The sequence below is a fragment of the Erythrobacter sp. SN6-5 genome, assembly GCF_057364945.1.
Genome location: NZ_CP200282.1, coordinates 1,166,591 through 1,180,479, shown reverse-complemented (window position 1 = coordinate 1,180,479; position 13,889 = coordinate 1,166,591). Strand labels below are relative to the sequence as shown.

General features: G+C 56.2%; 7 protein-coding genes and 3 pseudogenes. 6 read left to right on the top strand and 4 right to left on the bottom strand.

Translation table 11 applies throughout. The features are described from left to right. Positions 1 to 56: 56 nt before the first annotated feature. On the bottom strand, positions 57 to 356 hold the full coding sequence (locus AC0V6Z_RS05855) for a hypothetical protein (RefSeq protein WP_472640419.1): 300 nt from the start codon (positions 354 to 356) through the stop codon (positions 57 to 59). Between the two features lie 261 nt (positions 357 to 617). Between AC0V6Z_RS05855 and polA the strand changes: the two are divergent. Both polA and AC0V6Z_RS05845 read left to right on the top strand, forming a co-directional pair. After that, positions 618 to 3,451 (top strand): annotated as a pseudogene (gene polA / locus AC0V6Z_RS05850) (DNA polymerase I). Positions 3,452 to 3,534: 83 nt separating this feature from the next. Continuing rightward, positions 3,535 to 4,614 carry a mechanosensitive ion channel family protein gene (locus AC0V6Z_RS05845; RefSeq protein WP_472640418.1) on the top strand — a complete coding sequence of 360 codons (1,080 nt, stop codon included), beginning with the start codon at positions 3,535 to 3,537 and terminating at the stop codon, positions 4,612 to 4,614. A gap of 20 nt (positions 4,615 to 4,634) precedes the next feature. Here AC0V6Z_RS05845 and AC0V6Z_RS05840 read toward each other — a convergent pair. Continuing rightward, a pseudogene (locus AC0V6Z_RS05840) lies at positions 4,635 to 6,942 on the bottom strand (CDC48 family AAA ATPase). A 597-nt stretch (positions 6,943 to 7,539) separates the two neighbouring features. Here AC0V6Z_RS05840 and AC0V6Z_RS05835 point away from each other — a divergent pair. From AC0V6Z_RS05835 to AC0V6Z_RS05820, 4 genes are read left to right on the top strand one after another with little or no spacing between them, the layout of a single operon-like run. Further along, on the top strand, positions 7,540 to 8,247 hold the full coding sequence (locus AC0V6Z_RS05835) for a CoA transferase subunit A (protein ID WP_472640417.1): 708 nt from the start codon (positions 7,540 to 7,542) through the stop codon (positions 8,245 to 8,247). A 30-nt stretch (positions 8,248 to 8,277) separates the two neighbouring features. Continuing rightward, positions 8,278 to 9,117, top strand: a complete 840-nt coding sequence (locus tag AC0V6Z_RS05830; RefSeq protein ID WP_472640416.1) for a hypothetical protein — start codon at positions 8,278 to 8,280, stop codon at positions 9,115 to 9,117. Between the two features lie 11 nt (positions 9,118 to 9,128). Beyond that, a complete protein-coding gene (locus AC0V6Z_RS05825; RefSeq protein ID WP_472640415.1) occupies positions 9,129 to 9,788 on the top strand; it encodes a CoA transferase subunit B in 660 nt (219 codons plus the stop codon). Positions 9,789 to 9,800: 12 nt separating this feature from the next. Further along, positions 9,801 to 10,982 (top strand): CaiB/BaiF CoA transferase family protein, encoded by a 1,182-nt coding sequence (locus AC0V6Z_RS05820; RefSeq protein WP_472640414.1) that lies wholly within the window; start codon positions 9,801 to 9,803, stop codon positions 10,980 to 10,982. Here the strand turns inward: AC0V6Z_RS05820 and metK are convergent. Both metK and lnt read right to left on the bottom strand, forming a co-directional pair. Continuing rightward, positions 10,975 to 12,191, bottom strand: a pseudogene (metK, locus tag AC0V6Z_RS05815) (methionine adenosyltransferase). The gene AC0V6Z_RS05820 and the pseudogene metK overlap by 8 nt on opposite strands. Positions 12,192 to 12,246: 55 nt before the next feature. Then, a complete protein-coding gene (lnt, locus tag AC0V6Z_RS05810; protein WP_472640413.1) occupies positions 12,247 to 13,881 on the bottom strand; it encodes an apolipoprotein N-acyltransferase in 1,635 nt (544 codons plus the stop codon). Positions 13,882 to 13,889 lie beyond the last annotated feature (8 nt).

Below are 13,889 nucleotides of genomic sequence, written 5' to 3'. Positions count from 1 at the left end.
GGCGGCACCTATCTGGCACCGCCCTCAATCTAATTAGCTAAAGCTAAAAGGCTGAATTATTCAGCAGCTTCGCCGGTCATTGCTTCTTCAGCAGCTTCGGCAGCGCCTTCCGCAGCTTCAGTTACTTCAGCAGCAGCGCCTTCGGCAGCTTCGCCAGTTGCATCAACTGCATCGCCAGCAGCTTCTGCAGTCGCATCAGCAGCGCCTTCAACAGCTTCCGCGCCATCTTCAACAACAGAAGTTGCGTCAGCGGCCATCGCGTCAACGGTTTCACCAGCTTGTTCAGCGGTTTCAGAGCATGCAGCAAGGCCAAGAGCCGAACCAGCAACAGCGGCAGCAAGAATAATTTTACGCATAGGATTCAATTCCTTATCCAGCGAGTGTGTTAAGCACATCCGGTCCCCCCGGAGAATGCCAAAGCCAAGTCTAGAACGCCCAGCTTCGAGATCCTAAATAGTGGCAACTTTATGGCAACGCAAGGTCAAATCGCCTTTTTCGCCATTTTTCCGCCTTATTTGCCGCCCGTTCTGTCGTTGCTCACTATTGCGTGGGTGATAGCCGCCATGCCTCGACCAAACCGGCTTATCACCTGCCTTGCACGGTGCTAGCACCGCATCATGGCCGAGCAACAGCACCTCTATCTCGTCGATGGTTCATCCTATATTTTCAGGGCGTATCACCGCCTGCCTCCTCTGACCGATCCCGAGGGAACGCCGGTCGGCGCAGTCTATGGTTACACCACCATGCTTTGGAAGTTAGCCGAAGACCTCGACCAAGCCGATGGTCCGACTCACATGGCGGTCATTCTGGATGCCTCATCCAAATCATTCCGCAACGATATTTATCCAGAGTATAAGGCAAACCGCCCTCCTCCACCGGAGGACTTGGTGCCGCAATTCCCGCTTATTCGGGATGCGACAAGGGCGTTTAGCCTGCCTTGCATTGAGCAAGAGGGATTGGAGGCCGACGACTTGATTGCCTCCTATGCCCGGGCGGCGCAGGCACAAGGTTGGAATGTGACCATTGTGTCGTCTGACAAGGATTTAATGCAATTGGTGGGTGAGCGCAGCGGCGGACGGGTCGACATGCTCGACACGATGAAAAACCAGCGCATCTATATCCCTGAGGTCGAGGAAAAATTCGGCGTCGTCCCTGAACTGGTTGGCGATGTTCTCGCTCTGATGGGCGATAGCGTCGACAATGTTCCCGGCATTTATGGTGTCGGCCCAAAGACAGCGAGCAAACTCATCGCTGAACACGGCTCGCTCGGCGCAGCTCTGGATTCGGCACCAGACATGAAGAAGTCGAAGCTGCAGGAGCGGTTACTCGGCGGGCGCGAGGAAGCAGAGTTGAGCCGCGTGCTGGTGGCGCTCAAGGAAGATGCCGATCTACCGCAACCGCTTGATGGCTTTAAGCTCGAAAGTGTGCCTGCCGAACCGCTGGCGGCCTTTCTCCAAAAACATGGTTTCACCAGCCTGCTGAAACGCCTCGGAGCGGGCAGTGGTAGCCCTGAACGCGCGACAAACCTGGATCCTGCCAAAGCCAAAACAGCGGGCGATGCAGGCACGGAAGATGGCAGCGGTCAGGCGCTTCCTGAGATGCCAGCCGTTGATCGCAGCACCTATGAAACGGTGCAGACCATGGAACGTCTGGAGGACTGGGTTTCTCGTGCGTTTGCAGCGCGAAAGGTGGCTGTCGACACCGAAACATCCTCGCTTGATGCGATGCAGGCTGAGCTTGTCGGCGTCAGCCTCGCGTTGGGTCCAAACGATGCCTGCTATATCCCGCTCGCTCATGGCGGTGTGGATCTGCTCTCAGAAAAGCCAGAACAAGTGGACCGCAACGCCGCGCTCGCTGCGCTGAGACCTTTGTTCGAAGCTGATGCCGTTCTGAAAATCTTCCAGAACGGCAAATATGACCTCAACGTTCTGGCACAATACGGCCTGGCCGTCAGTCCGATCGAAGACACAATGGTGATGAGCTTTGCTCTGGATTCTGGGCGCGGTGAACAAGGCCTTGGCGGCGGGCATGGAATGGATGATCTTTCCGTCCGCCATCTCGACCACACGCCATTGTCATTCAAAGAAGTCTGCGGAACCGGCAAGAAGCAAATCCCATTTGGCGAGGTCCCGCTCGACCGTGCGACCGAATATGCCGCCGAAGATGCCGATGTAACGTGGCGGCTCTATCAGCATCTCAAACCGCGCCTCTCATCAGAAGGAGGCTCGCAAATTTACGAGCGGGTTGACCGGCCACTGATTCCGGTTGTCGCGGCGATCGAGCGTGAGGGCATCAAGGTCGACCGTGCACGGTTGGCAAAGCTGTCCGAGGAATTCGCGACAGAAATAGCCTCTCTCGAGAAACAAATTCATGCTGACGCCGGGCAAGAATTCACCGTTGGCAGCCCGAAGCAATTGGGCGAAATCCTGTTTGATAGGCTCGGCTATAAGGGGGGCGTAAAGGCAAGAGTGGACAATATTCAACCGATCACAGCACGCTGGAGAAACTTGCCGGTCAAGGCGCAGAGATCGCCAACAAAGTGCTCGAATGGCGCCAATTGGCGAAGCTCAAATCAACCTACACCGACGCTTTGCAACAAGCGATCAATCTCAAGACCGACCGCGTGCACACAAGCTATAGCTTGGTAGGCGCACAAACAGGCCGGCTGTCTTCCACCGATCCGAACCTACAGAACATTCCGATCAGAACTGCTATTGGACGCCAGATCCGCGAAGCCTTTGTGCCCGAGCCCGGTAACGTCCTGCTTGCCGCTGACTATTCGCAAATCGAATTGCGACTGGCCGCGCATATGGCCGATGTTGGCACACTCAAGGAAGCCTTTGCCTCAGGCGAAGACATCCACTCACGCACTGCGAACGAGATGTTCGGCGAAGTAACCAGAGATACCCGCGCCCAGGCAAAGACGATCAATTTTGCTATTCTTTACGGCATATCGCGCTGGGGGCTGGCGGGCAGATTGGAAGTAGAACCGGACGAAGCGCAAGCCATGATCGACACTTATTTCAAGCGCTTTCCCGGCATCCAGAGATACATCTTGGAAACGCTGGAGACGGTGCGCGAGCGCGGATATTCCGAGACCCTTTTCGGGCGAAAGACTTGGTTCCCCCGGATCAAGTCAAAGAACCAGGCTGAACGCCAAGGCTCCGAACGCGCGGCCATCAATGCGCCTATCCAAGGCACCAGCGCAGACATTATCAAACGCGCCATGGTGCGTATGCTGCCCGCCTTGGAAGAAGCAGGCCTATCCAATGTTCGCATGCTTCTGCAGGTTCATGATGAATTGGTGTTCGAGCTACCTGAAGAGGATGTGGCCAAGGCCAGCCCGGTTATCGAGCGCGTGATGGCGGAAGCCGCGCTGCCTGCGGTCAAGCTCGATGTGCCATTGCAGATTGAAATCGGGACCGGACCAAGCTGGGATGCAGCGCACTAGTTGGTTGCACGCCATGTCTGCGCAGCGAGCATGCGGGCGCATCCATGGTTGTATTCGTGTACGCGTCTGCATAGGTGCGCATCATGCTTGATCAATTCAATCCCGCAAATCTCACCATCGATTGGTTCGCATGGGGCGTTGCTGGCCTCGCCCTGTTGCTGGCAATCGGGATTGCATACCTGATCTACCGGCTCGTCTATGGTGCGGTCGGCAAGCTGACCAAAATGTCCCAAACAACGGCGGACGAGATGATCGTTGAGCGTGTCCGCCTTCCGATCAAATGGTCATTCATTGCGATCGGCATCACGATCGCGGCGCAAATGAACGCCGAATTGCAATCTATCTGGGAACCGCTGGCCAAATTCCTGCGCCCGGCGCTGCTGGGTTGGATCGCTTACACTCTGGTGAAGGGCTTTACCGCGGCGTTGGAGCTGAGGCTGGAGGCCTCGAACGATCCCGTAGCAATGCGCAGTCGCAAAACCCGGATCGCCATTTTGAGCCGGACGGCAACGTTTACGATCATTTTTATCACGGTCGGCTTGATGCTCCTTGGCATTCCCGCCGTTCGCGACATTGGCACAACGCTGCTGGCATCAGCGGGCTTGGCTGCGCTAGCGGTAGGTGCCGCGGCTCAACCTGCGCTGAAGTCACTGATTGCGGGACTTCAGGTCGCTTTGACTGAGCCTATGCGGCTTGGCGATATGGTCAAAGTGGATGGCGAAGTGGGCCGCGTTGAGGAGATCCATATGAGCTTTGTCAAAGTTCGCACCTGGGACGAAAGAGCGCTGATCGTCCCAACAACCCGCTTTCTCGACAACAGTTTTGAAAACTGGTCACGCAAGAGCGAAATGCTGACCGGCCCGGTCTTCCTGCACCTTGACCCGGCCGCTGACGTCCCGCCAATTCGCGCCGAATTTGAGCGCTTCGTAGGCTCCCACGAGCTGTTTGATGGGCGCACCTGCGCGATGCTGATGACAGAAGCTTATCCAGAAAGCATGGAGCTGCGCCTGTCCATGAGCGCGGCGACCATTGGCGATCTGTGGACCCTACGCTGCGCAGCGCGCGAGCACATGATTTCCTGGCTGCGAACCAACCAGCCGGATGCATTGATCCGGCACCGGCTCGAAGTGCAATCCGCCAATGAACGAGCGCAAGGAAACTGACGCTCACTTAGAACGGCGCATCACTCGTGCTTTTTGGCTCGGGTTGGTTCCAGTTTCTCTGGTTGCAAGAAGCCGATTGGATTGACTTCAGCTGCCCGCTTTTTCAGCTCACCGCGCATCTTGCGATATTCTGCTTCCATCTTTCCAGTAACGGTTGCGCGCGAGATCTTTGAGTGCCTCTTCAAAGTCCTTTGCCGTCACCTCTTCAACATCATTGCCCATGCGGTGAAGCGCATTAAGGCCCGCCCTGCGCACGACATCTTCGAGGTCCGCACCAGTGAAGCGCTCGGTCTTGCTGGCCACTACGGATAGGTCGACATCATTAGCCAATGGCATCTTCGACGTGTGGATCCGCAAGATATGCTCGCGACCTTCCGGATCAGGTGTTCCGACATAGACCAGCTCGTCAAAACGGCCCGGTCTAAGCAACGCCGGATCCACCAAAGTCGGACGATTGGTAGCTCCAATCACAACCACCGATTGCAAGTCCTCCATACCATCCATCTCAGCCAGAATGGTGTTCACGACGCGGCCGGTTACCTGCGGTTCGCCTTGGCCCGACCCACGCGCGGGCACGAGGCTATCAATCTCGTCGATGAAGATGACACATGGGGCAACCGCACGAGCGCGCGCAAACATGCGAGTGATTTGTTGCTCGCTCTCGCCATACCATTTTGACAAAAGATCGGAGCTTTTCATCGAAATGAAGTTCGCCTCGGCCTCTTTCGCAACGGCCTTCGCCAGCAATGTCTTACCAGTCCCGGGGGGACCATAGAGCAGGAAGCCTTTGGCCGGACGAATACCCAGACGACGGAACGCATCGGGTTTCTTGAGTGGTAGCTCAATGCCCTCTTTCAGTTTCTCAATTGCGTCGCCGACGCCGCCAATGTCGTCCCATTTGACATTGGGCATTTGAACCATGACCTCGCGCATCGCGCTCGGCTGAATCCGCTTCAACGCACCGAGGAAATCCTCGCGCGTCACACAAAGCTCTTCGAGAACCTCCGGCGGGACCGTCCGCGCATCAAGATCAAGCTTAGGCATAATCCGGCGGACGGCATCAATTGCAGCCTCGCGCGCCAAGGCCGCCAGATCCGCACCCACGAAACCGTGAGTAACGCGGGACAATTCATCCAGATCAACCGCGCTCTCAAGCGGCATTCCGCGAGTATGAATGGACAGAATTTCACGCCGCCCCCCTGGTCGGGAACACCGATGACGATTTCTCGGTCAAACCGGCCCGGGCGCCGCAAGGCTTCATCGATCGCATCTGGCCGATTGGTCGCGGCGATCACAACAAGGTTTGCACGCGCTTCTAGGCCGTCCATCAGCGTGAGCAATTGCGCAACCAGGCGTTTCTCCGCCTCGCCAGGGACGTTCTGCCGCTTAGGCGCGATTGAGTCGATTTCGTCGATAAAGACAATTGCGGGTGCAGCGCGGGTCGCTTCTTCAAACACCTCGCGCAGCCGCTTTTCGCTCTCACCATAGCCGGAGCCCATAATCTCCGGGCCATTAATGGTGAAAAACTCAGCATCGGATTCGTTCGCAACAGCCTGAGCCAGGCGCGTTTTACCAGTTCCAGGAGGGCCATGCAGCAATACGCCCTTTGGCGGATCGACACCCAGACGGGTAAAGAGCTCTGGATAGCGCAGCGGCAATTCCACCATCTCGCGCAGCGCCTGAATCGTATCGGACATACCACCGACATCGTCGTAATTGACCACGGCGCGAGCATCACGTGGCTCTTCAAACTCGGTTCGCAATTCGACTTCGGTATTTTCGTCGATATGCACGATGCCTTTAGGCACAGTGGCGAAAACGGACAGTCGGATTTGTGTCAGTGCATAGGCTCGGCGCACGGAGCATCTGGCGAACGTCAGAAGGCATGTTCTGGACCGGTTGTTGGCCGGTGGTTGCAACCAAATCGCCTGCGACCAAAGGACGGCGAAAGAAGTTCCGCTTCAAGGCCTGCGTCGGCCCTTGCAACCGCATCTCGCGCTGAGCTGGTGCGAAGACTACCCGTGTCGCCGGGCGGGATTCTGCCGCGCTTATTTCTACCTTTTCTCCAGAGCCAGCCTCTGCATTGCCGCGTTGCAGACCGTCGAGCCGCACAACATCCAGCGTGTCGTCCTCAGCGTAGGCTGCCATGGCAATCGCGGCAGTCGTTCTTTTGCCAGCGATCTCAACAATATCGCCTTCAGTTATTCCGAGAGTTTTGAAAGCTGAACGCGGCATACGCGCGATGCCCTGACCCGATTCCTCCTGCCGGGCTGGCGCCACTTGCAGCCTTGTTGTTCGGGTCGGCGGCGCAGCTTCGGCATCAGCCATTCATCACTTCCTCTTCGGGCGGTTTTCTAACTACAGGCTCTTGTAGCTAGGAAGACTGGCGTGGGAATGCAAATGTGCACGGACAGCGCCGTGCCTCACAGTGGACTCAGGACAAAACAACGAGCGGACCGGGAGTCGCGTCAAAGGGAGAAAACGCGCGCCCAAAGAAAAAGCCCGGTCCAAAGACCGGGCTTAAAAGTTTGGGAGAGGATGCCTGTTAGGCATGGCAGTCATATGCAGAAACGGGCTATTTTGTGCAAGTGCGAAAGGCGCATTTACAATTGCAGAAAATGCAACAAAGTCTACTTATTATGATTTCAAGTATCTGATTTTAATGCATATAGTAGTTGTAATTGTCGCAAAAATGTCATGCTATACCGCCGCCTTGAGCTTTGTAGGTCGCCTGAAATGTTGCAGTGCAATGTTTGCATGCGTATGCGGCAATCCATCCAAATTGCCACCAAGCAATCATACCACTCGAAACTCTAGGCTTGACCCAGGCAGCTCACCAAAGCGCACGGTCAGGTGGTGACAGCCAATCCTCAAACGACTAATCGACAGACCAACAATCAACCTCAACCAAGGCCAGCCCCATCCATGAACAAGCTTTTTCCAGATGCAGCGAACGCTCTTGAAGGTGTGATCACAAATGACATGCTGATCGCCGCTGGGGGATTTGGTCTGTGCGGCATTCCAGAACGACTCCTAGATGCGATCCGCGACAGCGGCGTAACTGGCCTGACATTCGCCAGCAACAATGCCGGGATCGATAACGAAGGCATCGGCAAGCTGCTACGAACCAAGCAGGTCGCAAAAATGATCAGCTCATATGTTGGTGAAAACAAAGAGTTCGAGCGGCAATTTCTTGCTGGCGAGCTTGAGGTGGAATTCTGCCCACAAGGCACGCTGGCCGAGCGCATGCGCGCAGGCGGTGCAGGTATACCGGGCTTTTTTACCAAAACCGGTGTGGGCACCGAGGTCGCCAAGGACAAAGAGCATAAGGACTTTGATGGGGAGACCTACATCCTCGAACATGGGATCTTTGCCGACCTTGCCATCGTGAAGGCATGGAAAGCGGATGAGACAGGAAACCTTGTGTTTCGCAAGACAGCGCGCAATTTCAACCAGCCCGCCGCGACTTGCGGCAAGGTCTGCATAGCAGAGGTCGAGGAAATCGTTCCTGTTGGCGAATTGAGTCCAGATGAAATCCATTTGCCCGGTGTGTTCGTGCAGCGCCTGGTCCTTGGCGCACCCTACGATAAACAAATTGAATTCCGCACGACGCGCGAGCGCGTCAGCGCCTGAATAGCGGCGGCTAGCGCTAAAGGCTGATAAATGTTCTCCCACCGCTCGCCCTTGATAGCCGGAATGCTCGTCGCAGCATTTGCGCTCAATGGCTGTGTTGCGGCGGTCATTCCTGTCGTTGCGGGAGGAGCCCTTGCCGGAGCGAACGCCGACCGTGACAGACAGGAAGCGGATGAACCAGACCCGCGCGTGGAGATCGAACGGGGAGCGCCTGAAGGCACCATCATCGATGAGAGCGCTTTCACACCGGATAAACGGATAGCAACACCTGGCTCTCCTGATACGTCAGCACCAATTAGTAGCGAATATGCAGCCCTGATCGCTTATGCAAGCGACCAGGCGGGGCAGATATTGCGGCAAACAGATAAGGATGCTCCGCGAGCTAGCACGGCGGTCCTCACCAATCCGCCAGCACTTGATGGCAAGCGCGACGACTGCGGAGAACGCACACCAACCGTGCTGATCGACTTAGACCCAGGCGATGGTCTGTTCACACCGCCAAACGCGCCAAACGCTCAACCCGCTCTCGCAGAAGGTTTGGCTAACCTGCGGGCGCTGGGCCTTGAGATAACCTGGCTCTCCGCCAATTCTGCAGCTGATGCGGGCAAAGTGCGGCGCGCCCTGCATGCCTCTGGTCTTGATCCGGACAAATCGGACAACCTGCTGCTAATGCGATATCAGGCCGACCGTAAACAAACACGGCGCGGCGAATTGTCTGAGACCCATTGCATCGTTGCCATTGCTGGCGACACCCGCAGCGACTTTGACGAATTGTACGATTATCTTTTGAAACCCGAAGCCGCCTTTGCCCTCGAGTCCATAATCGGCAATGGCTGGTTCCTTATTCCCCCTGTGCTTGATCAAAATTGAAAGCAACACACATGTCAGATAAAAAAACCGGTTGGTCTCGTGACGAAATGGCAGCACGCGCCGCGCAGGAATTGCAAGACGGCTATTATGTCAATCTTGGCATTGGCATACCGACATTGGTCGCCAATCACATTCCAGAAGGCATGCATGTAACCTTGCAAAGCGAGAACGGTATGCTTGGAATTGGACCGTTCCCTTATGATGACGAAGTGGACCCGGACCTGATCAACGCGGGCAAGCAAACCATCAGTGAGCTGCCGCACTCGGCATATTTCGATAGCGCTACCAGCTTTTCCATGATCCGCGGCGGTCACATTGACCTGACAGTGCTCGGCGCCATGGAAGTTGCCGAGAACGGCGACATCGCCAATTGGATGATCCCTGGCAAAATGATCAAGGGCATGGGCGGTGCGATGGATCTGGTTGCTGGGGTGAAGAAGATCATCGTCGTGATGGATCACAACAGCAAAGCGGGCGATCCGAAGTTCATCCCTGGATGCACATTGCCGCTAACCGGTAAGAATGTCGTTGATATGATCATCACGAATTTGGGCGTCTTCCATCGTACAGACCATGATAGCCCGTTTCGCCTTATTGAGCTGGCACCTGGTGTCAGCGAAGCGGAAATCGCCGCCAAAACAAGCGCAAAGTACGAAGTGGCTCTAGCCTGAGGCTCGAAGGCAATGTGGCTAGAAAATCCGCGAAATCCAAACGCACCACTGGCGGGCCTGCGCGTGGTGGAGTTGGCGCGCGTATTGGCCGGGCCATGGGCGGGCCAAATTCTCGCTGACCTTGGGGCTGACGTTATTAAGATCGAGAGTCCCCATGGCGATGGCACCCGGTTGTGGGGTCCGCCTTGGATTGAGCGTGAAGGCCGGGACGGAGCGACTGAACGCGAAGCCGCCTATTACCACGCCTGCAATCGCGGAAAGCGGTCTGTGAAAGCCGATTTTTCAGTCGAGCACGATCTCCAACTCGTGCGTAACCTGTGTGATGAGGCAGATGTTGTGCTGGAGAATTTCAAGCCCGGCACGCTGTCAAAATTCGCCTTAGACTATAAGAATATCGTTCAGTCCAACCCCAGGGTCGCATATTGCTCCATCAGCGGGTTCGGCCAAGACGGGCCAAGGCGCGATGAACCCGGATACGACTTTGTCATCCAAGCGATGAGCGGTTTCATGTCGCTAACCGGGGAGCCGGACGGGGAGCCCATGAAACATGGCGTATCGATCTCCGATCTTACATGCGGCCTCTATGCTGCCAACGCCATCCAGGCTGCATTGCTCATGCGAGAGCGCACTGGCAAAGGTCAATGGATCGATATGAGCTTGCTCGATTGCTCTGTCGCCTTGCTGGCCAATCAAGCGACGAGTTATTTCACGACGGGCCAGGTGCCGCCGCGCATGGGCAATGCGCATGCTCAAGTGAGCACCTATGGCGTATTCCCCACTCGCGATGACCCGGTCGTTCTTGCGCCCGCCAATGATGGTCTCTTCCGCAAGCTGCTGAGCGTGCTCAGGCGTGATGATCTGCTCAAGGATGAGAGATTTGCGACGAATGAAGCACGTATTGCCAATCGGGGTCTGGTTGACGTCATGATCGCTAATGAGACTGCGAATTGGGCGCGCGACGACTTGCTAAAGGCCTGTGCAGCCGCCGGAGTGCCCGCTGGCCCGATCAACGATCTTGACCACGTGTTTTCGGACCCGCAAGTGAAGGCGCGTGGCCTAAAGGTAGAGCTCGATGGACAGCCGAGCGTGCGCAGTCCATTTACTTTCTCTGATGCAGAATTGGCGCTGGATCGCCCATCACCAAGGCTTGGTGAAGACACCCCAGAGTCGCAGATAGCTAGTTCGTTTAAGTAAGCGCTGCCTTCAGTGTATCGACCAGATCCGTGCGTTCCCATGGGAAGAAATCGCCTTCCGCCTGACGGCCGAAATGACCATAGGCCGCACTTCTGAGATAGATCGGCTTATTCAGACCAAGGTGCGTCCGAATGCCGCGCGGCGTCAGACCGCCAAGGCTCTGCATGCCGATGATCGCTTGTTCGATACGGTCATCACCGACTGTGCCGGTACCGAAGGTGTCGACATAGAGCGATAGTGGCCTTGAAACACCAATCGCATAGGCGAGCTGAATAGTGCAGCGCTTCGCCAGTCCTGCTGCGACGATATTCTTCGCCAAATAGCGCGTAATATAGGCCGCGCTGCGATCAACCTTGGTCGGGTCTTTGCCGCTAAAGGCACCTCCACCATGCGGGCTCGCACCGCCATAGGTATCGACAATGATTTTGCGCCCGGTCAGGCCAGCGTCTCCATCCGGGCCGCCAATTTCAAAAGCGCCGGTTGGGTTAATGTGCCAGACCGTCTCATCGCTTATGAAACCATCTGGAAGGACGGCACCAACCGCGCCTTTAACGTAGGCTTTGAGCTCTGCCTCTTTCTCACCTTCGTGATAGCCAGGGGCATGCTGCGTAGAGACCACAATGGCCGTGCAGGCCACCGGCTTCCCATCGCGATAACGCAAGGTCACTTGGCTTTTCGCATCCGGTTCCAAAAAGGAGCAGCGCCCGATTTGCGATCACGCGCGAGGCGCTGCAAGATCTTGTGGCTGTAGTCGAGTGTCGCGGGCATCAAATCAGGTGTTTCATCGCAGGCAAAGCCAAACATGATACCTTGATCACCAGCGCCTTCGTCTTTGTTTGAGCCTTCAGAGCTGGCATCCACGCCCATGGCAATTTCAGCTGACTGACCGTGTAGATGGTTTTCAAAGGTCAGGGTTTCATGATGAAATCCAGACTGGGCATATCCAATCTCTTTCACAGTGGCGCGAACCGTCTGTTCAATTTCGTCCAGGGCACCCTCAGCCCACTCGCCATTTTCGTAGATCCCCTTGGCGCGAATTTCGCCCGCGAGCACAACGCGCTGCGTCGTGGTCAGGGTTTCACAGGCGACCCGCGCTTCGGGATCCTTCGATAGAAACAGGTCGACAATGGCGTCGGAAATCTGGTCAGAGACCTTATCCGGGTGGCCTTCAGAAACGCTTTCTGATGTGAACAAATATTCGCTACGCATGGTACCTCTGCGTTAAATTCACGGGATATAAGGAATTCTTTATGTCTGATATGCCCTAACTCGGAGCGCGACGTTGCGCAACCAGTCTAGATACACCCAGCGCCAGCAAGATCAGAAGCGCTGCCCAGCTAAGAGGAAGAGCATTGCCAAGACGCGCGAACAGGGTCGGTGGTTTGGCGCTAGGCACATAGCCATCGAGCCGGTCTGCTTTGCCACTTGCGATGCTCTGTCGCACAATACCATCGGCATCGATCACCGCGCTGATCCCGGTTGTGGTGGACCGAAGCACAGGCAAACCCTCTTCAATGGCCCGCAATCTGGCCTGGGCTAGATGCTGCGGCGGTCCCCAAATGCCGAACCATCCATCATTGGACGGATTGAACAGGTAGTCTGGGCGATTGGCTGCGTCGACCACTTGCCCGGAAAAGACGATCTCATAGCAAATCTGGATGCCCACTTTGCCAAACGAGCCAGTATCGAGAGTGCGCGGGCCGGGTCCGGGCAGATAGTCAATGGAGCCTGCCACCAAACGGCTGAGGCCGAGCGGTTCCAGTAGGCCGCGCATCGGCAAATATTCGCCATATGGCACCAAGTGCGCCTTGGCATATTGCTGCGTAATGTCACCCGCACCGTCCAAGGCTATGACAGAGTTTCTTGCGCTGACCGCGCGGATGAACCCATTCTTCTCAGCGAGGTCTAGGTTTACGACACCTGTTAATAACAGTGAGTTTGAACCAATAATCGACGCGATGCGATTGCGCGCGAACTCTGGATCGCCCGCTGCCGTCATCCGATCATAGTATCGTTGCGGATAGCCATCTTCGAGATAATCCGGCACCCCGCTCTCTGGCCAAAGCACAAGCCGCGGGTGCTCGCGCCCCGGCAAAGTAAGCTGAGTTATACGTGCAAACTGTTCTTCAAACTTGCTCGGATCGTTGATCTCTGGTTGCGGGATCAGCGGCTGGATAAGGGCATAGGGTACTGTGCCATCTTCGCGCTCAAGAACGCTCGACAAAGGAAAGAACATTCCGATTGAAATCAAGGCGACCAAAACGGCGAGGCTGATCCGCGCCTTGTTAAGCGCAAGATGAGCGAGGCCCGTAGCGAGCAAAATCACCAATCCCGAAAGCGCATAGGTGCCAAGCCATGGCAGCAAAATTGCCAGTCCGGGCCGCCCCCAAGATCCCAGCAAAGATAGGCCGAGCGGCGGCCATGGATAGCCAGTAAAGATCCAGCTGCGCAGCCACTCCGTCAGAATCCAAGCGGCGGCAAGCGCCATTCCGAACACGGGCAATCCCGCGCGTCTCGCAGCGATATGGGCAATCACAGCCGCAATGGCTGGGTAGAGAGCCAAGTAAACGCACAGCAACGGTACGGCGAGCCAGCCAAGGAACTGCGGCATCTCTGCCTGGTAGGTGAACGCCGTCGCAATCCAATTATTGGCCAGGGTCAGATGTGACCAACCGAACAGCCAGCCAAGCAGAGCGGCTCTGCGCCAATTGGCAGCATTGCTCAGCAAGACGATAAAGGCAGACACAGCGACTAGAGTAACCGGCCACCATCCAAGAGGTGGGAAACCCAGTGCGGCCAGTGCGCCCAGCAGTAATGTGGTCCAATTGGGGTGCGCGCGGACAATACCAATCCAGCGATCAATGATGGCCCGCATATTGGCTGTTTTTCCCGCGATCATCCCGGCCT

Bases quoted from the DNA above. Each gene is read 5' to 3' on its own strand.
- AC0V6Z_RS05830 (WP_472640416.1), top strand. From the start codon at position 8,278: ATGTTCTCCCACCGCTCGCCCTTGATAGCCGGAATGCTCGTCGCAGCA.
- AC0V6Z_RS05855 (WP_472640419.1), bottom strand. From the start codon at position 356: ATGCGTAAAATTATTCTTGCTGCCGCTGTTGCTGGTTCGGCTCTTGGC.
- AC0V6Z_RS05825 (WP_472640415.1), top strand. From the start codon at position 9,129: ATGTCAGATAAAAAAACCGGTTGGTCTCGTGACGAAATGGCAGCACGC.
- AC0V6Z_RS05835 (WP_472640417.1), top strand. From the start codon at position 7,540: ATGAACAAGCTTTTTCCAGATGCAGCGAACGCTCTTGAAGGTGTGATC.
- AC0V6Z_RS05845 (WP_472640418.1), top strand. From the start codon at position 3,535: ATGCTTGATCAATTCAATCCCGCAAATCTCACCATCGATTGGTTCGCA.
- AC0V6Z_RS05820 (WP_472640414.1), top strand. From the start codon at position 9,801: ATGTGGCTAGAAAATCCGCGAAATCCAAACGCACCACTGGCGGGCCTG.
- lnt (WP_472640413.1), bottom strand. From the start codon at position 13,881: ATGATCGCGGGAAAAACAGCCAATATGCGGGCCATCATTGATCGCTGG.